At 69.2% G+C, this 17,940-nt stretch carries 19 protein-coding genes and 2 tRNA genes; 17 read left to right on the top strand and 4 right to left on the bottom strand.

Annotation, left to right across the window (positions count from 1 at the left end; translation table 11 throughout):
• Positions 1-265 precede the first annotated feature (265 nt).
• The 11 genes from dnaN (at position 266) to ACFFQA_RS21830 (ending at position 11,352) form a co-directional block, all read left to right on the top strand.
• Positions 266-1,399 carry a DNA polymerase III subunit beta gene (gene dnaN, locus ACFFQA_RS21880; RefSeq protein ID WP_377855146.1) on the top strand — a complete coding sequence of 378 codons (1,134 nt, stop codon included), beginning with the start codon at positions 266-268 and terminating at the stop codon, positions 1,397-1,399.
• Between the two features lie 48 nt (positions 1,400-1,447).
• The gene (gene gnd, locus ACFFQA_RS21875) at positions 1,448-2,335 is read left to right on the top strand and encodes a phosphogluconate dehydrogenase (NAD(+)-dependent, decarboxylating) (RefSeq protein WP_377855143.1); all 888 of its coding nucleotides are present in this window, start codon (positions 1,448-1,450) and stop codon (positions 2,333-2,335) included.
• 12 nt (positions 2,336-2,347) lie between these two features.
• Complete coding sequence (gene recF / locus ACFFQA_RS21870) at positions 2,348-3,502, top strand: DNA replication/repair protein RecF (protein WP_377855140.1); 1,155 nt, start codon at positions 2,348-2,350, stop codon at positions 3,500-3,502.
• A gap of 133 nt (positions 3,503-3,635) precedes the next feature.
• Positions 3,636-4,166, top strand: a complete 531-nt coding sequence (locus tag ACFFQA_RS21865; RefSeq protein WP_377855138.1) for a DciA family protein — start codon at positions 3,636-3,638, stop codon at positions 4,164-4,166.
• A gap of 223 nt (positions 4,167-4,389) precedes the next feature.
• On the top strand, positions 4,390-6,348 hold the full coding sequence (gyrB, locus tag ACFFQA_RS21860; protein WP_377855135.1) for a DNA topoisomerase (ATP-hydrolyzing) subunit B: 1,959 nt from the start codon (positions 4,390-4,392) through the stop codon (positions 6,346-6,348).
• A 52-nt stretch (positions 6,349-6,400) separates the two neighbouring features.
• The gene (gene gyrA, locus ACFFQA_RS21855; RefSeq protein ID WP_377855132.1) at positions 6,401-8,986 is read left to right on the top strand and encodes a DNA gyrase subunit A; all 2,586 of its coding nucleotides are present in this window, start codon (positions 6,401-6,403) and stop codon (positions 8,984-8,986) included.
• A gap of 294 nt (positions 8,987-9,280) precedes the next feature.
• Positions 9,281-9,973, top strand: coding sequence for a DUF3566 domain-containing protein (locus ACFFQA_RS21850; protein WP_377855940.1), 693 nt, complete (start codon positions 9,281-9,283; stop codon positions 9,971-9,973).
• A gap of 70 nt (positions 9,974-10,043) precedes the next feature.
• Positions 10,044-10,118: transfer RNA gene (locus tag ACFFQA_RS21845), tRNA-Ile, on the top strand.
• Positions 10,119-10,178: 60 nt separating this feature from the next.
• Positions 10,179-10,301 carry a DLW-39 family protein gene (locus ACFFQA_RS21840; RefSeq protein WP_210407818.1) on the top strand — a complete coding sequence of 41 codons (123 nt, stop codon included), beginning with the start codon at positions 10,179-10,181 and terminating at the stop codon, positions 10,299-10,301.
• Between the two features lie 78 nt (positions 10,302-10,379).
• Positions 10,380-10,452 (top strand) — tRNA-Ala (locus ACFFQA_RS21835).
• A 360-nt stretch (positions 10,453-10,812) separates the two neighbouring features.
• The gene (locus ACFFQA_RS21830; protein WP_377855128.1) at positions 10,813-11,352 is read left to right on the top strand and encodes a DUF2020 domain-containing protein; all 540 of its coding nucleotides are present in this window, start codon (positions 10,813-10,815) and stop codon (positions 11,350-11,352) included.
• Between the two features lie 71 nt (positions 11,353-11,423).
• Here ACFFQA_RS21830 and ACFFQA_RS21825 read toward each other — a convergent pair whose 3' ends face one another.
• A complete protein-coding gene (locus ACFFQA_RS21825; RefSeq protein WP_377855125.1) occupies positions 11,424-11,996 on the bottom strand; it encodes a hypothetical protein in 573 nt (190 codons plus the stop codon).
• A gap of 87 nt (positions 11,997-12,083) precedes the next feature.
• Between ACFFQA_RS21825 and ACFFQA_RS21820 the strand changes: the two genes are divergently transcribed.
• Together ACFFQA_RS21820 and ACFFQA_RS21815 are read left to right on the top strand one after the other, a co-directional pair.
• Positions 12,084-12,638: a peptidylprolyl isomerase gene (locus ACFFQA_RS21820; protein WP_377855122.1), complete on the top strand. Its 555-nt coding sequence runs from the start codon at positions 12,084-12,086 to the stop codon at positions 12,636-12,638.
• Between the two features lie 10 nt (positions 12,639-12,648).
• A complete protein-coding gene (locus tag ACFFQA_RS21815) occupies positions 12,649-13,542 on the top strand; it encodes a rhomboid family intramembrane serine protease (RefSeq protein WP_377855120.1) in 894 nt (297 codons plus the stop codon).
• On the opposite strand, the gene ACFFQA_RS21810 is transcribed toward ACFFQA_RS21815, so the two are convergent.
• Positions 13,539-13,973, bottom strand: coding sequence for a PH domain-containing protein (locus ACFFQA_RS21810; protein WP_377855117.1), 435 nt, complete (start codon positions 13,971-13,973; stop codon positions 13,539-13,541). The genes ACFFQA_RS21815 and ACFFQA_RS21810 overlap by 4 nt on opposite strands.
• A 242-nt stretch (positions 13,974-14,215) precedes the next feature.
• Entirely contained in the window at positions 14,216-14,482 is a 267-nt protein-coding gene (gene crgA / locus ACFFQA_RS21805) for a cell division protein CrgA (protein ID WP_377855114.1), read from the bottom strand.
• A 150-nt stretch (positions 14,483-14,632) separates the two neighbouring features.
• Here crgA and ACFFQA_RS21800 point away from each other — a divergent pair, with 150 nt between their 5' ends.
• The 4 genes from ACFFQA_RS21800 (at position 14,633) to ACFFQA_RS21785 (ending at position 17,419) form a co-directional block, all read left to right on the top strand.
• Entirely contained in the window at positions 14,633-15,367 is a 735-nt protein-coding gene (locus ACFFQA_RS21800) for a DUF881 domain-containing protein (RefSeq protein WP_377855112.1), read from the top strand.
• A gap of 320 nt (positions 15,368-15,687) precedes the next feature.
• Entirely contained in the window at positions 15,688-16,608 is a 921-nt protein-coding gene (locus tag ACFFQA_RS21795; RefSeq protein WP_377855109.1) for a class E sortase, read from the top strand.
• A 1-nt stretch (position 16,609) separates the two neighbouring features.
• On the top strand, positions 16,610-16,765 hold the full coding sequence (locus ACFFQA_RS21790; protein ID WP_377855106.1) for a hypothetical protein: 156 nt from the start codon (positions 16,610-16,612) through the stop codon (positions 16,763-16,765).
• 9 nt (positions 16,766-16,774) lie between these two features.
• Positions 16,775-17,419, top strand: a complete 645-nt coding sequence (locus ACFFQA_RS21785; RefSeq protein WP_377855103.1) for an aminodeoxychorismate/anthranilate synthase component II — start codon at positions 16,775-16,777, stop codon at positions 17,417-17,419.
• 33 nt (positions 17,420-17,452) lie between these two features.
• Here ACFFQA_RS21785 and ACFFQA_RS21780 read toward each other — a convergent pair whose 3' ends face one another.
• On the bottom strand, positions 17,453-17,857 hold the full coding sequence (locus ACFFQA_RS21780) for a nuclear transport factor 2 family protein (protein WP_377855100.1): 405 nt from the start codon (positions 17,855-17,857) through the stop codon (positions 17,453-17,455).
• Positions 17,858-17,940 lie beyond the last annotated feature (83 nt).

Here is a 17,940-nt window from a genome sequence, read left to right as displayed (position 1 = left end):
GGGCTGGGGATCTGGGGATGACCGGCTCCCCGAGGGGCTCGGGGACGTCCGGGCCGAGATGACGCGCGCGCCGCTGACGCTCTACCGTGGTGCCACCGCACACCAGCCGCCGGTCGCTCGCCGGTCCCAGCCGCCCTCGGCCTCACGTTCGGCTCTTCGAGGTTTATTGGCGGTGTGGATCACCAGAGTCGGCGCGGTGCCCGGAAAACGCGTGGTTGCCCCGTCGCCGCCTCGGTGACGCGTGCCGAACCCCGAAAGGACGCCCATGAAGATCCGCGTCGAGCGCGACGGTCTTGCCGACGCCGTCGCCTGGGTCGCTCGCAGCCTCCCGTCCCGGCCTCCGGTGCCGGTCCTCGGCGGAGTGCTGCTGGACGCGGGCTCGGCTGAGGACGCCGGCGAAACCCTGACCATCTCCGGCTTCGACTACGAGGTCTCCGCCCAGGTCGGAGTCCCGGCGATGGTCGCGACCGGGGGCAAGACCCTGGTCTCCGGGCGGTTGCTGGCCGACATCACCAAGTCGCTGCCCAACCAGCCCGTCGAGATCGCCGTCGACGGCAGCCGCGTCACCATCACCTGCGGCAGCTCGAAGTTCAGCCTGCCGACGATGCCGGTCGAGGACTACCCGTCGCTGCCCAACATGCCGCAGCTGGCCGGGCTGCTCCAGGCCGAGGTCTTCGCCGGGGCGGTCAGCCAGGTCGCCGTGGCCGCGGGCAAGGACGACACCCTGCCGATGCTGACCGGTGTCCGGCTGGAGATCGCCGACTCCAAGCTCACCCTCGTCGCCACCGACCGCTTCCGGCTCGCCATGCGCGAGTTCGAGTGGGAGCCGTCGGGCTCGGTGGAGACCGCCGTGCTGGTCCCGGCGCGCACCATGGCCGACGCCGCCAAGACCCTCGGTGGCTCCGGCAACAAGATCGAGCTCTCGCTCGGCTCGACCGACGGACTGCTCGGTCTCGCCGGTTCCGGCCGCCGCACCACCACCCGGTTGCTGGACGCGGAGTTCCCCAAGTACCGCCAGCTGCTGCCCAGCGAGCACAACGCGGCCGCGGTCATCGAGGTGGCCAAGCTGGTCGAGGCGATCAAGCGCGTGTCCCTGGTCGCCGAGCGCGGCACCCAGGTGCGGCTGGAGTTCAGCGAGTCCGGTCTGCGGCTGACCGCGGGCGGCGACGACGAGGGCAGCGCGGAGGAGGAGCTCGCCGTCGAGCTCACCGGTGAGCCGCTGACCATCGCGTTCAACCCGGGCTACCTGCTCGACGGTCTCGGCGCGCTGCACACCGACCGCGCCCAGCTGGAGTTCACCAGCTCCAAGCGGCCGGCCCTGATCAAGCCGGTCGGCGAGGACGGCGACGTGCTTCCCGGCTACGTCTACCTGCTGATGCCGGTTCGGCTCCCGGACTAGACCCGCACACCCCAACGCTTTCAGCCCTGTTCAGGAAGGACAGCACCGGTGCAGCTCGGACTCGTCGGTCTCGGCAAGATGGGCTTCAACATGCGCGAGCGGCTGCGTCGCGCGGGACACGAGGTCGTCGGCTACGACCGCAACCCCGAGGTCAGCGACGCCAGCTCGCTGGAGGACCTGGTCGCCAAGCTGGACGGCCCTCGGGTCGTGTGGATCATGGTGCCGGCCGGAGCTCCGACCAGGCAGACCGTCGAGGAGCTCGGCGGTCTGCTGGCCGAGGGCGACCTGGTGATCGAGGGCGGCAACTCCCGCTTCACCGATGACCAGGAACACGCGAAGCTCTTGGAAGCCAAGGGAATCGGCTACGTCGACTGCGGTGTCTCCGGTGGCGTGTGGGGCCTGGAGAACGGCTACGGCCTGATGGTCGGCGGTGAGAAGTCCTTTGTGGACCGTGCGATGCCGATCTTCGACGCGCTGCGTCCCGAGGGGCCGCGCGAGGAGGGCTTCGCACACGCGGGCGGCGTCGGCGCCGGCCACTTCTCGAAGATGGTGCACAACGGCATCGAGTACGGCCTGATGCAGGCCTACGCCGAGGGCTTCGAGCTGCTCGACGCGTCCGAGGTCGTCACGGACGTGCCTTCGGTGATCAAGGCGTGGCAGCGCGGGACCGTCGTCCGGTCCTGGCTGCTCGACCTGCTGGTGCGGGCGCTGGACTCCGACCCGGAGCTGGACGACCTTCGCGGCTACGTCGAGGACTCCGGCGAGGGCCGGTGGACCATCGAGGAGGCCATCAACCACGCGGTGCCAGCGCCGGTGATCTCCGCGGCGCTGTTCGCGCGGTTCGCCTCCCGCCAGGACGACTCGCCCGCGATGCGCGCCGTCGCCGCACTGCGCAACCAGTTCGGCGGGCACGCCGTGCACAAGGCCGGAAGCTGACGACCGGCCCGCGTGTACGTCAGACACCTTCAGGTCTCCGACTTCCGTTCCTGGTCGCACGCTGACGTGCCCCTTGAACCGGGCCCCAGCGTGCTGATCGGGGCGAACGGCCAGGGCAAGACGAACCTGGTCGAGGCGATCGGCTACGTGGCCACCCTGTCCTCGCACCGGGTGGCCACCGACGCCCCCCTCGTTCGGATCGGCGCGCCGCGAGCGGTGATCCGAACCGCCGTGGTGCACGACGGTCGTGAGCTCCTGGTCGAACTGGAGATCACGCCCGGCAAGGCCAACCGGGCGCGGATCAACCGCGCTCCGGCCGGCAAGCCCCGCGACGTGCTCGGCATCCTGCGGACGGTGCTGTTCGCGCCGGAGGACCTGGCGCTGGTCCGCGGCGATCCCGGGGAGCGCAGGCGCTTCGTCGACGACCTGCTCGTGGCGCGCACCCCCCGCCTCGCCGGGCTGCGCTCCGACTACGAGCGGGTGCTCAAGCAGCGCGGTGCGCTGCTGAAGAGCGCGGGGGCCGCACGGCGCGCCGGCCGTGGCGGCGACATCAGCACGCTGGAGGTCTGGGACGGCCACCTGGCCAGGCACGGAGCCCAGCTGCTCGCGTACCGGCTGAACCTGGTCGCGGACCTCGGTCCGCTGGTCGCGGCCGCGTACGCGGGGGTGGCACCGGAGTCACGGCCCGCCCACATCCGCTACCGCAGCACCCTGGGTGACGCCCTGCCCGAGGGTTTCGGTGTGCCGGGCGGGGCGCGGGCCGATGCCGAGCAGCTCGAGGCGTTGCTGCTGGAGGCGATGACCAAGGTCCGCTCGCAGGAGCTGGACCGGGGCGTGTGCCTGGTCGGGCCGCACCGCGACGACGTCGAGCTGATCCTGGGTGAAGCGCCCGCGAAGGGGTATGCCAGTCACGGTGAGTCGTGGTCGTTCGCGCTGGCGCTGCGGCTGGCCGCCTACGAGGTCCTGCGCGGTGACGGCGTCGAACCAGTCCTGGTGCTCGACGACGTCTTCGCCGAACTGGACCGGCGGCGCAGGCAGCGGCTGGCGACCGTGGCCGCGGCCGCCGAGCAGGTCTTGGTGACCGCAGCGGTCGCCGAGGACGTGCCCGCCGAGCTCGACGCGGCTCGCTACGACGTCGGAGAGGGAGAGATCCACCGTGTCCGGTGAGCAGCGCGCTCCGCGACGTCGCACATCTGGGGATAACCCTGTGGACAGTGTGGACAACTCCGTCACGCGTCGAGGTGACGCTGCACCGGAACCAGGGATTAACTCGGGTGGTTCCACCCCTTCGAGTGGTGACATGGCCGGTACCGAGCACGCACTGCGAGGTTCGGACCTGGCAAGGGCCGCCCTGGAGGCCGCCAAGGCCCAGGCGAAGGCACGCGGTGTCCCCAAGGGCCGCGCCGCCGGGGCCGGCGCCAAGTCCGGAGGTGCCGCGCGCCGTCGGCGCCGGTGGTCGGGGCCGGGCAGCGACGACCGGGACCCGCAGCCGCTCGGCAGGCTGGCCTCCCGGATCGTCGCCGACCGGGGCTGGCAGGACCGGCTGGCCGGGGGACAGGTGTTCAGCAGGTGGGCCGGGCTGGTCGGCGAGGAGGTCGCCGAGCACGCCAAACCGGTCGCGCTGCGCGAGGGCGAGCTCACCGTCCAGGCCAGTTCGACCGCTTGGGCGACACAGTTGCGGTTGCTGCAACGCCAGTTGCTCACGAAGATCGCCGCAGGCGTCGGAAAAGACGTCGTACGCAGGTTGAAGGTCCAGGGACCGGCCGCACCGAGTTGGCGCTACGGCCCGAGGCATGTACCCGGCCGAGGCCCGCGAGACACGTACGGTTGAAATCAGCCGCCAAGGAGAGCGCCGCAGGCGCGTCGAACCATGGTCCCGGCACTCAGAACGTGGTGAACTTCGCGCAAATCGCCCTGTGACGTTCTCAGGGGTGTCCTAGTGCCCCTCCTGTCGCTGTCGACCGGTAGGATCGAGAAGGTTGGGCCCAGCTCTCCCTGCGAGGTCGGTCCGCCCATCATCGTGTGCACCTTGTCTGCGAGGAGACACCAGGCCCGTGGCTGACAACAAGAACGAGTACGACGCGTCATCGATCACAGTCCTCGAAGGTCTGGAAGCTGTTCGCAAGCGCCCAGGTATGTACATCGGCTCGACCGGGGAGCGGGGCCTGCACCACCTCATCTGGGAGGTGGTCGACAACTCCGTCGACGAGGCGATGGCGGGCTACGCCACCAGGGTCGAGGTGACACTGCTCGCCGACGGCGGTGTCCGCGTCGTCGACGACGGCCGAGGCATCCCCACCGGCATCATGCCCGGCGAGGGCCGTCCCGCCGTCGAGGTCGTCATGACCAAGCTGCACGCCGGTGGCAAGTTCGACGGGGAGAGCTACGCCGTCTCCGGTGGTCTGCACGGCGTCGGCATCTCCGTGGTGAACGCGCTGGCCACGGCCGTGGACGTGGAGATCCACCAGAACGGCTCGGTGCACCGGCAGCGGTACGAGCGGTCCAAGCCGGTGCACGACCTGCGCAAGGGCGAGGACACCGACCGGACCGGGACCTCGATCACCTACTGGGCCGACCCGGAGATCTTCGAGACGACCGTCTACAACATCGAGACGATCGCGCGCCGGGTGCAGGAGATGGCCTTCCTCAACAAGGGGCTGACCATCATCCTGCGCGACGAGCGGGTGGCCGAGGGCGAGGAGGACGCGGAGACCGGCAAGGTCCGCGAGCGCACCTTCCACTACCCGGGCGGTCTCGAGGACTTCGTCCGGCACATCAACGCCACCCGCGACGAGATCCACAAGAGCGTCATCGCCTTCGAGGCGAAGGGCGACGCGCTCGAGGTGGAGATCGCGATGCAGTGGAACACCGGCTACTCCGAGTCGGTCTACACCTTCGCCAACACGATCAACACCCATGAGGGCGGCACCCACGAGGAGGGCTTCCGCGCCGCGCTGACCCGCGTCATCAACGAGTACGCGCGCGACAAGAAGCTGCTCAAGGAGAAGGACGCGAACCTCACCGGTGACGACGTCCGCGAGGGCCTCGCCGCGATCATCTCGGTGAAGCTCAAGGAGCCCCAGTTCGAGGGCCAGACCAAGACCAAGCTCGGCAACACCGAGGCCAAGTCCTTCGTGCAGAAGGCGTGCAACGAGCACCTCGCCGACTGGCTGGACCGCAACCCCGCCGACGCGAAGACGATCATCAGCAAGGCCGTGTCCTCGTCGCAGGCCCGGATGGCCGCGCGCAAGGCCCGCGAGCTGGTGCGGCGCAAGGGCGCGCTGGACATCGGCGGCCTGCCGGGCAAGCTCAAGGACTGCCGCTCCACCAACCCGGAGGAGTGCGAGATCTACGTCGTCGAGGGTGACTCGGCTGGCGGCTCGGCCAAGGAGGGCCGGGACTCGATGTACCAGGCGATCCTGCCGATCCGCGGCAAGATCATCAACGTTGAGAAGGCGCGCATCGACCGCGTGCTGAAGAACAACGAGGTGCAGAGCATGATCACCGCGCTCGGCACCGGCATCCACGACGAGTTCGACCTCACCAAGCTGCGCTACCACAAGATCGTGCTGATGGCCGACGCCGACGTCGACGGCCAGCACATCCGCACGCTGCTGCTGACGCTGCTGTTCCGGTTCATGCGCCCGCTGATCGAGCACGGGCACGTCTACCTGGCGCAGCCGCCGCTCTACAAGATCAAGTGGCAGCGCGCGGAGCCGGAGTTCGCCTACTCCGACCGCGAGCGCGACGGGCTGATCGAGCAGGGCCTCGCCGCGGGCAAGAAGCTCGGCAAGGACGACAACATCCAGCGCTACAAGGGTCTCGGCGAGATGAACGCCGACGAGCTGTGGGAGACCACCATGGACCCGGCCCAGCGCGTGCTGCTCCAGGTGACCATGGACGACGCCGCGACGGCCGACGAGCTGTTCAGCGTGCTGATGGGGGAGGACGTCGAGGCCCGGCGGTCCTTCATCACCCGCAACGCCAAGGACGTCCGCTTCCTCGACGTCTGACCGGCTCGACCGACCTCCCCGGCCCGATCGCTGAAGCACGAGAAGGACTGCAATGACGGATACGACGCTTCCGCCGGAGCACGACCGCACCGAGCCGGTCGACATCCAGCAGGAGATGCAGAACTCCTACATCAACTACGCGATGAGCGTCATCGTCGGTCGAGCGCTGCCGGACGTGCGGGACGGCCTCAAGCCGGTGCACCGCCGCGTGCTCTACTCGATGTTCGACTCGGGCTTCCGCCCGGACCGCGGCTACAACAAGTGCTCCCGCGTCGTCGGCGACGTCATGGGCAACTACCACCCGCACGGTGACGCCTCGATCTACGACACCCTGGTGCGGCTGGCCCAGCCGTGGGCGCTGCGCTACCCGCTGGTCGACGGTCAGGGCAACTTCGGTTCCTCGGGCAACGACCCCGCGGCCGCCATGCGGTACACCGAGTCCCGGCTCGCGCCGCTGGCCATGCACATGCTCGCCGACATCGACGAGGACACCGTCGACTTCCGGCCGAACTACGACGGCCGCACCCAGGAACCCGACGTCCTGCCCTCCCGCATCCCGAACCTGCTGATCAACGGTTCCGCGGGCATCGCGGTCGGCATGGCGACCAACATCCCGCCGCACAACCTGCGCGAGGTCGCCGACGGCGTGGTCTGGGCGCTGGAGAACTGGGAAGCCGGTGAAGACGAGACCCTGGCCGCGATGCTGCAGCGGATCAAGGGGCCGGACTTCCCGACCGCCGCGCAGATCCTGGGCACCTCCGGCATCGAGGAGGCCTACCGCACCGGCCGCGGCTCGGTACGGATGCGCTCCGTCGTCGACATCGACGAGGACGCCAAGGGCCGCACGATCCTGGTCGTCACCGAGCTGCCGTACCAGGTCAACCCGGACAACCTGGTCGAGAACATCGCCAACCTGGTGCGCGACGGCAAGCTCACCGGCATCGCCAACATCGCTGACGAGTCCAACAGCCGGCGCGGCATGCGGATCGTCATCACCATCAAGCGCGACGCGGTCGCAAAGGTGGTGCTGAACAACCTCTACAAGCACACCCAGCTGCAGTACTCCTTCGGCGTCAACATGCTGGCCCTTGTCGACGGCGTGCCGCGCACGTTGCGGCTGGACCAGATGATCCGGCACTACGTGAAGCACCAGGTCGAGGTCATCGTCCGCCGGACCAAGTACCGCCTGCGCAAGGCCGAGGAGCGCGCGCACATCTGGCGCGGCCTCGTCAAGGCGCTGGACATGCTGGACGAGGTCATCGCGCTGATCCGCCGCTCGGACACCCCGGACACCGCGCGCACCGGCCTGATCGAGCTGCTCGGCGTCGACGAGATCCAGGCCAACGCGATCCTGGAGATGCAGCTGCGCCGCCTCGCGGCCCTGGAGCGGCAGAAGATCGTCGACCAGTTGGCCGAGATCGAGGTCGAGATCGCCGACCTCAAGGACATCCTGGAGAAGCCGGAGCGCCAGCGCGGCATCGTCCGCGACGAGCTCATGGCCATCGTGGACAAGCACGGCGACGACCGCCGCACCAAGATCATCCCCTTCGACGGCGACATGTCGATGGAGGACCTGATCGCGGTCGAGGACGTGGTCACGACGATCACCAGGACCGGCTACGCCAAGCGCACCAAGACCGACCTGTACCGCGCCCAGAAGCGCGGCGGCAAGGGCGTGCAGGGCGCGCAGCTCAAGCAGGACGACATCGTGGCGCACTTCTTCGTGTGCTCCACCCACGACTGGATCCTGTTCTTCACCAACCAGGGTCGGGTCTACCGCGCCAAGGCCTACGAGCTGCCCGAGGCCAACCGCACGGCCCGCGGCCAGCACGTCGCCAACCTGCTGGCCTTCCAGCCGGATGAGCACATCGCCCAGGTCATCCACATCAAGGACTACGAAGCCGCGCCGTACCTCGTGCTCGCCACGAAGGGCGGCCTGGTCAAGAAGTCCAAGCTGGCCGACTTCGACTCCAACCGCAGCGGCGGCCTGATCGGCATCAACCTGCGCGAGGGCGACGAGCTCGTCGGCGCGGTGCTGTGCTCCGCCGACGACCACCTGCTGCTGGTCTCCGCGGACGGCCAGTCCATCCGGTTCCACGCCAGCGACGAGGCGCTGCGGCCGATGGGCCGCGCCACCTCCGGCGTGCTCGGCATGCGCTTCAACGACGGCGACGAGCTGCTGGCGATGGGCGTGGTGGCCGACGACAAGTTCGTGCTCGTCGCCACCGACGGCGGGTACGCCAAGCGCACGCCGCTCACGGACTACCCGGTCCAGGGCCGCGGTGGCAAGGGCGTGCTGACCATCCAGCACGACCGGCGTCGTGGCAGGCTGGTGGGTGCGCTCATCGTCGACGTGGACGACGAGCTCTACGCGATCACCTCCAGTGGCGGGGTCATCAGGACGAGCGCGGCCGAGGTCCGCAAGGCGGGCAGGCAGACCAAGGGGGTGCGCCTGATGAACCTGGGCGACAAGACCACTCTGGTCGCGGTCGCGCGCAATGCTGATGACAATGAACCGGAGCCCGGCACCGAGGCCGCTGACGGCCCGGGCGTCGAGGCCGTGGTCGACGCCGACGTGACCGTCGCCGACGAGACGGTCACCGAGGTGAGCGATCACACCGAGGAAGGCAACAACTAGGCGGCCGTACGCGTCTAGCTGGATGGACCGCACCATCGGCAAAGGACCGTGATGACTTCACCCCAGAACCCCGACCGCAAGGACGACCAGGCGGACAAGGGCGACAAGACGTCGCTGATCACCAAGCCTGGCGCGGACGGGGACGCCGAACCCGCCGAGCGGAGCGAACCGCGGCCCGAGGCGGGCCACGGCGAGCAGCAGGCTCCGCAGGAGACCGCACGGGCTGAGGACGCCGGGTCCGATGAGGCCACCCAGAAGGTGGCCAAGCCGAACCCCGACAAGGGCGGTCCGCAGATCGACGCCAAGACCGAGCACATCGCGCTCGGTTCGGCACCTCCGCCGTGGCAGCGGGTCACCGTGTCCGGACAGGGCACGGTCCCGCCGCCGCAGCCGCCCGGCCTCGGGCAGCCGCCGGAGCAGCCGAAGGAGTTCCAGCAGCCGGAGTTCCAGGACGAGCCCACCCAGTCAGCCGAGCAGCCGGTGTTCGCCGCGCTGGGTGACGAGTCCGTCAGCGGCCGCACCACGGTGACCTTTCCCACAGCGGGCGGTCGTCCGTCAGCGGCCGCGGCGGCTGCCTCCGCCGCGACAGCGGCAGCGCCCAGCGCACGTCGCACCGGCAGAGGACCACGCAGGGCCAGCCTCCAGGTCAAGCGCGTCGACCCGTGGTCGGTGCTGAAGCTGGCGCTGGTGCTGTCAGTGGCGCTGTTCTTCGTCTGGATGGTCGCCGTGGGTGTGCTCTACGGCGTCCTGCACGGCATGAACGTCTGGGACAAGCTCAACGGCACCTACAAGGACCTGGTGCAAAGCGCGGACGGCGCCAACGCGGAGCCGTTGATCAGCGTCGGCCGGGTGTTCGGCGTCTCGGCCATCGTGGGCGCGATCAACATCATCCTGTTCACCGCGATGGCCACCGTCAGCGCGTTCGTCTACAACGTCTCCGCCGAGCTCGCCGGCGGCGTCGAGGTCACGCTGTCCGAGCGTGACTAGGGGTTTTGTCGAAAGCTGGCCCCGGTTTGGGCCGGGGCCAGCGCATCAGGTAGTGTCTGTCTCATCGCAAGGGCCTATAGCTCAGCTCGGTTAGAGCGCTTCACTGATAATGAAGAGGTCGGAGGTTCAAGTCCTCCTAGGCCCACTGCAAGACCGTCTTGGGGGCACCCGGGATCATTGCGCCGCTAAGAGGAGGCGACCGGACGTGAAGAAGTTGCTCGCACTTGCTGCTGTGGCAGGCGCTGTGCTGTTCTTCGTGAAGCGCAACCGCTCGGCGAAGGCCGAGGCGGACCTGTGGCGCGAGGCCACCGCGCCGACCGAGAACTGATCTCGCTACGAGCGCGCGACGCTCGTTGAGGACCTGTAGCCCCGGTGGCCTTCTGGCCACCGGGGCACATGTCCGCCAGGGGACATAGCTCAATTGGCAGAGCACCGCCTTTGCAAGGCGGGGGTTAGGGGTTCGATTCCCCTTGTCTCCACGCTTGGCGTGTTCGGTGCTTGCGCACCTTCCCCGCTTTCCTCATCACGTTGGGGGGCCGAGCCCCCCATGCCCCCCACGGTGCGGGCTTCGTCCTTCTCAGCGTTGCCCGGTTGGGCTTCACCAGCATGTTTGGGGCGGCTTCGGCTTTGCCTCGCCTTCGTTCGCCTTGGGGCCGGCTTTGGCTTCGCCTCGCCTTGGTTCGCCTGTCTTCGTTCGCGTTGCCTCGGCTTTGGCTTTGTCTCGCCTTGGGTCGTCTGTCTTCGTTCGTGTTGCCTCGGGTTCGGCTTTGCCTTGCCTTGTTCGCCCTGGCTTGGTTGGGGGTGAGGGCTTGGGGGTGGGGTGGTTGACTGGCGGGGTTATGAGACGACACGTGTTGGTGGCGGTGCCGGTGGTTCTGCTGGCTGTGGGGTGCTCTGGGGAGAGCGGGCCGGGGGAGGGCGGGGCCACCAGTTCTGCTGCCGCCGTCGCGTCCAGCAGTGTTGCGCCCGCGCAGGCGCCGGCGTCGCCCGAGCCCACGGCCAACGGGCCTTGTCCGTATCTGTCTGATGCCGATGTGGCTCAGTTCAACGGGCAGCATGTGGGGAAGGTCCGGGTGTCGGCTGACAAGCCGCATCCCGCGTGCTTCTTCTACCGGCCCAACGGCGAGGAGCAGTTGCGGGTGCAGGTCTACGTGGGCACTCCCGAGGTGGCCAAGGCCCTGGTCGACGCCATCGCGCCCGTGGCGACCTCTTCGCCGGTGACGATCGACGGCGGGTGGAAGGGCGGTGCCCAGCTCACCGAGAAGGGGTCGGTGTTCGCCGTGGCCAACGGCGGGAAGGCCGTCGCCGCCGTGTCCAACCAGAAGCGGACGATCGCGCCCAAGCGGGCGGTGGAGAAGGCCACCAGCGCCATGGGCTGACCGGGTTGACGCTCTGTGGGTACCGCCCCGACCGGAATGGGGGGCGATACCCACAGACGCGTGGTCCGGAGCTAGTTGCGGTGGTTGTTGTCCGATGAGCCGGCCGTGCTGTGGGCAGGCTCCGACTTGTGCTTGCCGTTCGTCGCGTGCTGCGGCGGCTGCGGCTGGTCCTCGACCTCGTGGAGCGAGACCTCTTCCGGGCGCTTGGACAGCACCGCCGCCACGGCCGCACCGATGCCGCCGAGCAGGAGCACGACGACCGGCCAGCGGCGCCGCTTCTTCGGCTGCTCCTTGGCGAACTTGGCCGCCAGGTCCTTGTAAGCCGCCTTGGTGTTGTTGTGGAGCTCCCTGCGGGCCTGCTTGAACTCCTTACGAGCCGCCTTGCTCCGCTTGGCGAGCTGTTTGCGGGCCTTGCGGCCCCGCTTGCCGATCTGTTCGGCGCTCTCCGCGACGCTCGCCTGGATCTTCTCGGGACTCAGCCCACGCTTGGCCAACTTCTTCTCCGCCTTCGCCAGCGCCTTCCGCGACGCCTTGATGCCCTGTTCAGCGGCCTTCTCGGTGCGCATGCGCGCCGCCTTCAGCCCGGTCCCCATGACCCTCCCGACCTTCTCGCCGGCCTGGGACATGGTCTTCACCTCATCCATGGCATTCCTCCAAGACACGCCTGTGGAGAGCGATACCCAATCCTGCCCCTTCCCACGCGAACCCGCCGTGGATGGCACGATGGCGTGGTGGCTGACAGCAACGAATCCCTCGTGGGGAAGACCGTGAACGTCACCCTGCACACCTCGCAGGGCGAGATCCGGCTGAACCTCTTCCCGAACCACGCGCCGAAGACGGTCGCGAACTTCGTCGGGCTCGCGCAGGGCACGAAGGAGTACAAGGCAAACAACGCCAAGGGCGAGAAGACCGGCCCGTTCTACGACGGTTCGATCTTCCACCGCATCATCGACGGCTTCATGCTCCAGGCCGGCGACCCCACCGGCACCGGCCGTGGCGGACCCGGCTACCAGTTCGCCGACGAGTTCCACCCGGAGCTCCTGTTCACCAAGCCGTACCTGCTGGCGATGGCGAACGCCGGGCCGAACACCAACGGCTCGCAGTTCTTCATCACCGTCGGCCCGACCACGTGGCTGAACTTCAAGCACACCATCTTCGGCGAGGTGGCGGACGCCGACTCCAGGGCCGTCGTCGACGCGATCGCCAAGGTCCCGACCGACCACGGTGACCGGCCGCTGACCGACGTGACGCTCGACCGCGTCGTCGTCGAGATCGCCCAGGACTGAGCGGAGCCAGATGACGGTCCCACCGTCCGACCCGATGGGCTCGGTCGGGGGCCAGCACGCGCTGCCCGGCTGCGTGCGGCACCCCGACCGGCCCACCGGCCTGCGTTGCACCCGGTGCGAGCGGCCCGCCTGTCCCGAGTGCCTGCGCGAGGCCGCCGTCGGTTACCAGTGCCTCGACTGTGTCAACGACGGCAACCGCGGTGTTCGCCGCCCGGTGACCGTCGCGGGTGCCGAGCTGGTCAGCAGGCCGATCGTGGCGCCCGTGCTGATCGCGCTCAACGTCGTGGTCTTCCTGATCACCGCCGTGCAGTCGCAGAGCGTCATGGCGAACTACGCCGGGTCCGACCTGTTCTCCGAGTGGTTCATGCGGCCGATCCTGGTCGCCGCCGGGGACTGGTGGCGGCTGGTGACCAACGGCTTCCTGCACGACGGGCTCGCCCACATCGCGGTGAACATGCTCGCGCTGTGGTTCCTCGGCAGGGACCTGGAGCTGCTGCTCGGGCGGGCGAGGTTCGTCGCCGTCTACCTGTTGTCGCTGCTCGGCGGCTCGGTGGCGATCATGCTCTTCGACGACCCGATGACCGCCGCCGTCGGCGCGTCCGGCGCGATCTACGGGCTGCTCGGCGGACTGCTGGTCGCCGTGCTGAAGCTCAAGCTCAACATCGGGCCGGTGCTCGGGGTGATCGCGCTGAACGTGGTGATCACCTTCAGCGTCCCGAACATCTCCTTCCTCGCGCACGCCGGTGGCTTCGTGATCGGCGCCGCGCTGATGGCGGCGATGCTCTACGCGCCGCCGAAGCAGCGTGGCGTCTGGCAGCTCGGCGCGCTCGTCGGTGCCGCGGTCGTCCTGGCCGGGCTCACGGCCTACCGCTACAACGAGCTGCACGCGCTCCTGATCGGCTAGCCCGCGCGGAGCACCCGCAGCTCGTCGGCGACCTCGACCGGATCGGCGCCGAGATCCAGCCTGGTGAACACCAGCAGGGTCTCGGCGCCGTCGTGTTGTTCGACGTCGATCTCCAGCACCCAGGTGGTGCGACCGAAGCGCCGCGAGCTGTGGACCCTCGGCGTCAGCTCGGGCCAGCTCCAGCTGCGCGCACCGGTCAGCCCGCGCACGACGATGCCCTCGGCGTCCGCGGCCAGCCTCGGCCGGGCCACGGTGCCGTACAGGCCCGCGATTCCCAGCAGCGCGGCGGTGACCCCGGCGAAGACCTGCGACGGCGTGTCCCTGGCGAGGAAAACCCAGGTCAGACCGGCGATGGCGAGTACCCACGCCAGGCCGACCAGGACGGCGGGTGGTGCCCAGCGCCGGGCCTCCTCGGAGCTCCCACCGTTCATCCGAGCGTCTCCCAGGGTTCGTCTTGCGGTCTTGGTAACCACATCATCTAGTGCCTCGGTGCCGACCGAGACCGGCTATCCAGTGGACACCACGGCGAGTTATCCACAGCAGTTGTCCCCAGTGGGGATGAACTTACAGCTGTGTCGTTCCGGGTGACCCCGGGAACGCGAACGGCCCGGAGGCTCCTGGAGCGTCCGGGCCGTTCGGCAGCCACTGTCGCGGCCTGTGCTGAGCCTGGTGGTCAGCGCCAGCGCATCGTCATGAGCAGGCCGGTGATCATCAGCGCGAACCCGATGGCGAAGTTCCACGGGCCGAGGTCCTGCATCACCGGAATGGACTGCCCCGCGAGGTAGTTCACCACCAGCCAGGCAAGGCCGAGCAGCATCATGCCCAGCATCACCACGATGTACACGGGATGCGACGGGCCTGCACCCCGCACCTTCACCGGCGTGCGCCGGTCCGGCGGTGCGGTGTAGACGTCCTTCTTGCGAACCTTGGACTTAGGCATGCTCGTCCTCGCGTGCTCCTCGACCGGCCGGTTACCGGGCGTTTCCGGGCTCCCGAAAACAGACCCCGGTCTTGTGAACACGTTAACGTAACCGCCTGGGTTCGCGAACTACCTCTGTGGTCACCGCAGCCGAAGGAACGGAGGGGGCTGGTGCGCAGGCTCGACGGCTGGCGTTTCGCCGTGCCCGCCGTGTGCCTGGTCGCCGGGCTGCTGTTCGCGGTCAGCCGCAACGCCGCCGACGGCTACGACCTGCGTGGTGGCCGCACGACCGAGCTGTCCGGAGTGGTCAGGGAGGCCGAGTCCCAGGTCGGCCAGGCGCAGGCGCGGCTCGGCGGGCTGCGTGCCGAGCTCGAACGCCTCGGCGCCGCCCAAGAAGGCTCCGACCAGCGGGTTTCCGATGCCCGTAAGGCCGCCGACCGGCTCGGCGCCCGAGTGGGCCTGTCCCCGCTGCGCGGACCGGGGCTCTCGGTGAGCCTGACCGACGCGCCGCGAGGTCCCGACGGACGCTACCCGCAGGACGCCGACCCCGACTCCCTCGTCGTGCACCAAGTGGACGTGCAGAGCGTGCTCAACGCGCTGTGGGCCGGGGGAGCGGAGGCGGTCTCGGTCGCCGACCAGCGACTTGTCAGCACTTCGGCGGTCCGGTGCATCGGCAACACACTCCTCCTGCACGGACGCACGTACTCTCCGCCTTATGTCATACGGGCGATCGGAGACACGGACCGCATGAGCGCGGCACTGGACGCCGAACCGGGAGTGCGGGTGTTCCGGCAGTACGCGCAGGTCTACGGGCTCGGTTACCGCGTAACGGCGGATGAGGCGATCAAGGTTCCCGGGTACTCCGGGTCGTTGCGGCTGGACAAGGCGCAGGAGGTGCCGCGGTGAGTTCGAACCAGCCCCCCGGGCCGGGGCAGCGGCCGGTGCCGCGCTACCAACGCGACCAGAACCCACCCGAGCCACCGCGCCGCCCGGACACCCCGCCCTCCGGGCAGCCCGTCTCACCGCCGGTACGTCCGCAGGGGCCGCCCCAGGGAGCTCCGCGACCGCCAGTGGGTCAGCCGTCTCCGTCGCCACGCCCTCCGCGGCCTGAGCCACCGCGCACCACCCGTGCGCCGCTGCCCGAGGAGCTCACGCAGCCGATCCCGCGCGTGCGGGCCACGCCGCCTCCACCGCCGCCGCCCCCGCCACGGCCGCAGCTCGACGACGTGCCGACGCAGCACATCCCGCGCGTGGTCGACGAGGAGACCGCCGAGGTCGAGCAGCCGTCGGAGGAGGAGGTCGCCACCGCCACGAGCAAGCCACCGGAGGACCCGCCGAAGGAGACCGGTCGCGTCGTCGTCCGCTCGATCGGCGAGCTGTTGATCACCGCAGGCCTCGTCGTGCTGCTGTTCGTCTTCTACGAGGTCTACGTCACCGACTGGCTGTCGGCTGGCAAGCAGTCCGACGCCACGGTCGCGCTGGACGACCGGTGGAAGGCGCAGGAGGACCCGCAGCGCAAGACGCAGTTCGAGGTCGGCGACGGCGAGGGCTTCGCCAAGATCCGGATTCCCAAGTTCGGCCCGGACTACGTCTACACCGTGCTCGAAGGCACCACCGACAAGATCCTCGAGGTCGGTCCCGGCCACTACAAGGGCAGCGCGTTCCCCGGCCAGCAGGGCAACTTCGCCGTTGCTGGGCACCGGGTCGGCAAGGGCGCGCCGTTCAACGACATCGACCTGCTCGACCCGTGCGATGCGATCGTGGTCGAGACCTCCGACAGCTGGTACGTCTACCGGATGCTGCCGCTGGCGGGCCAGATCAAGGAATGGGACAAGACCAAGGCGGCCAACGAGAAGTGCCAGCGGGTCGGCACCCTGCGCACCAACGGGGCCGACGGCGGACCGTACGGCAAGACAGTCGGACAGGAGATCGTGCTGCCCAGCCAGAACGGCGTCATCGCGCCCGTGCCGAACCGGCCGGACGTCCAGGTGCCCGCGGGCCAGCAGGCGTCGCTGATCACGCTCACCACCTGCCACCCGCGCTTCTCCGCGCGGCAGCGGCTGATCGTGCACGGCGTGCTCACCCACCAGTACCCGAAGGACCCCAAGAAGCCCGGCGAGACGCCGCCGGAGTTGCAGGAGAGCTGAGATGTACGGCTGGATCTGGCGCCACCTGCCCGGACCGCTCCCGGTCCGGATCATCGAGGCGTTGCTGCTGGTCTCCGCGGTGATCGCGCTGCTGCTGTTCGTGGTGTTCCCGTGGATCGAACCGAGACTCCCGTTCAACCAAGTCACCACTGGATAGGTGGTTCACGTGCGCGTTCTTGTCGTCGACAACTACGACAGCTTCGTCTACAACCTCGTGCAGTACCTGGCCCAGCTCGGCGCCGACTGCGTGGTCCAGCGCAATGACGCCGTCGAGCTCGACCGGATCACCGACTTCGACGGGGTCCTGGTCAGCCCCGGCCCCGGCACCCCGGAGCGAGCGGGCGCCAGCATGGACGTGATCCGGCGCTGCGCCGCCGAGTCCGTGCCCATGCTCGGGGTCTGCCTCGGTCACCAGGCCATGGGCGCGGTGTGGGGCGCGACCGTCGAGCGGGCGCCGGAGCTGCTGCACGGCAAGACCAGCCAGGTGCTGCACGACAACGTGGGCGTGCTCGCGGACCTGCCGAGCCCGTTCACCGCGACCCGGTACCACTCGCTGACGGTGCGCGAGGACACCATCCCGGCCGACCTGGAGGTCACCGGGCGCACGGAGTCCGGGATCGTGATGTCCATGCGCCACCGTGAGCTGCCGCTGCACGGTGTGCAGTTCCACCCGGAGTCGGTGCTGACCGAGGGCGGTCACCGGATGCTGGCGAACTGGATGGCGATCAGCGGCCACCCGGTCGCCGAGGTCCGGGTGGCCGAGCTGGAGTCCGGCATGCGCGCGCTCGCCGCCGCCGCCATGCCCGGCTAGCGATGTTTCACGTGAACCCAGACCGAACCGGGTTCACGGGGTGCTGCGGATCGCCGCCCACGCCGCGCGCAGCGGGTGCGTGTCGTAGATGATCCGCAGCTGCGCGATCCTGCCCTCGTCGTCCAGTTCGATCGCGTCCACGCAGTCGAAGCTGGTCTTGGTGCCGTCGCTCATCGTCCAGCCGTACCGGAACTGCACGGCGACTCGGCGCGGGTCGTGCACGGAGACGAACATGTCCTCCTGCACGATCTCCGAGCGCTGCGTGTCCGCGACCAGCTTCGGGTAGAACCGCTCCGCCGGCAGGGTGCCGTACAACGGCGAGACCACGGTGCCGTCCGGGGAGAACAGGTCGATCACCCCGGCGACGTCCGCGGCGGCGAGCAGCTCCAGGTAGCGGTCCACGGTCGCGCGGGCACGCCGCACGGCAGAGTCGGTCATGACCAGCAGACTACGAGCAGACCGGCACAAAGAAGAGGGTCCGACCCACGATGTGGATCGGACCCTTCCGAAGATCTCGGCGG

It is taken from the genome of Allokutzneria oryzae, from assembly GCF_042429765.1.
Taxonomy (GTDB): Bacteria; Actinomycetota; Actinomycetes; order Mycobacteriales; family Pseudonocardiaceae; genus Allokutzneria; species Allokutzneria oryzae.
The sequence above is the reverse complement of the archived record's forward strand: the minus strand, read 5'-3'. Positions and strand labels throughout refer to the sequence as shown.

What these genes read in the sequence shown, in the direction of transcription:
- dnaN (WP_377855146.1), top strand. Translation starts at nt 266, where the DNA reads ATGAAGATCCGCGTCGAGCGCGACGGTCTTGCCGACGCCGTCGCCTGG.
- ACFFQA_RS21865 (WP_377855138.1), top strand. Translation starts at nt 3,636, where the DNA reads ATGGCCGGTACCGAGCACGCACTGCGAGGTTCGGACCTGGCAAGGGCC.
- gyrA (WP_377855132.1), top strand. Translation starts at nt 6,401, where the DNA reads ATGACGGATACGACGCTTCCGCCGGAGCACGACCGCACCGAGCCGGTC.
- ACFFQA_RS21830 (WP_377855128.1), top strand. Translation starts at nt 10,813, where the DNA reads ATGAGACGACACGTGTTGGTGGCGGTGCCGGTGGTTCTGCTGGCTGTG.
- ACFFQA_RS21825 (WP_377855125.1), bottom strand. Translation starts at nt 11,996, where the DNA reads ATGGATGAGGTGAAGACCATGTCCCAGGCCGGCGAGAAGGTCGGGAGG.
- ACFFQA_RS21815 (WP_377855120.1), top strand. Translation starts at nt 12,649, where the DNA reads ATGACGGTCCCACCGTCCGACCCGATGGGCTCGGTCGGGGGCCAGCAC.
- ACFFQA_RS21810 (WP_377855117.1), bottom strand. Translation starts at nt 13,973, where the DNA reads ATGAACGGTGGGAGCTCCGAGGAGGCCCGGCGCTGGGCACCACCCGCC.
- crgA (WP_377855114.1), bottom strand. Translation starts at nt 14,482, where the DNA reads ATGCCTAAGTCCAAGGTTCGCAAGAAGGACGTCTACACCGCACCGCCG.
- ACFFQA_RS21790 (WP_377855106.1), top strand. Translation starts at nt 16,610, where the DNA reads ATGTACGGCTGGATCTGGCGCCACCTGCCCGGACCGCTCCCGGTCCGG.
- ACFFQA_RS21780 (WP_377855100.1), bottom strand. Translation starts at nt 17,857, where the DNA reads ATGACCGACTCTGCCGTGCGGCGTGCCCGCGCGACCGTGGACCGCTAC.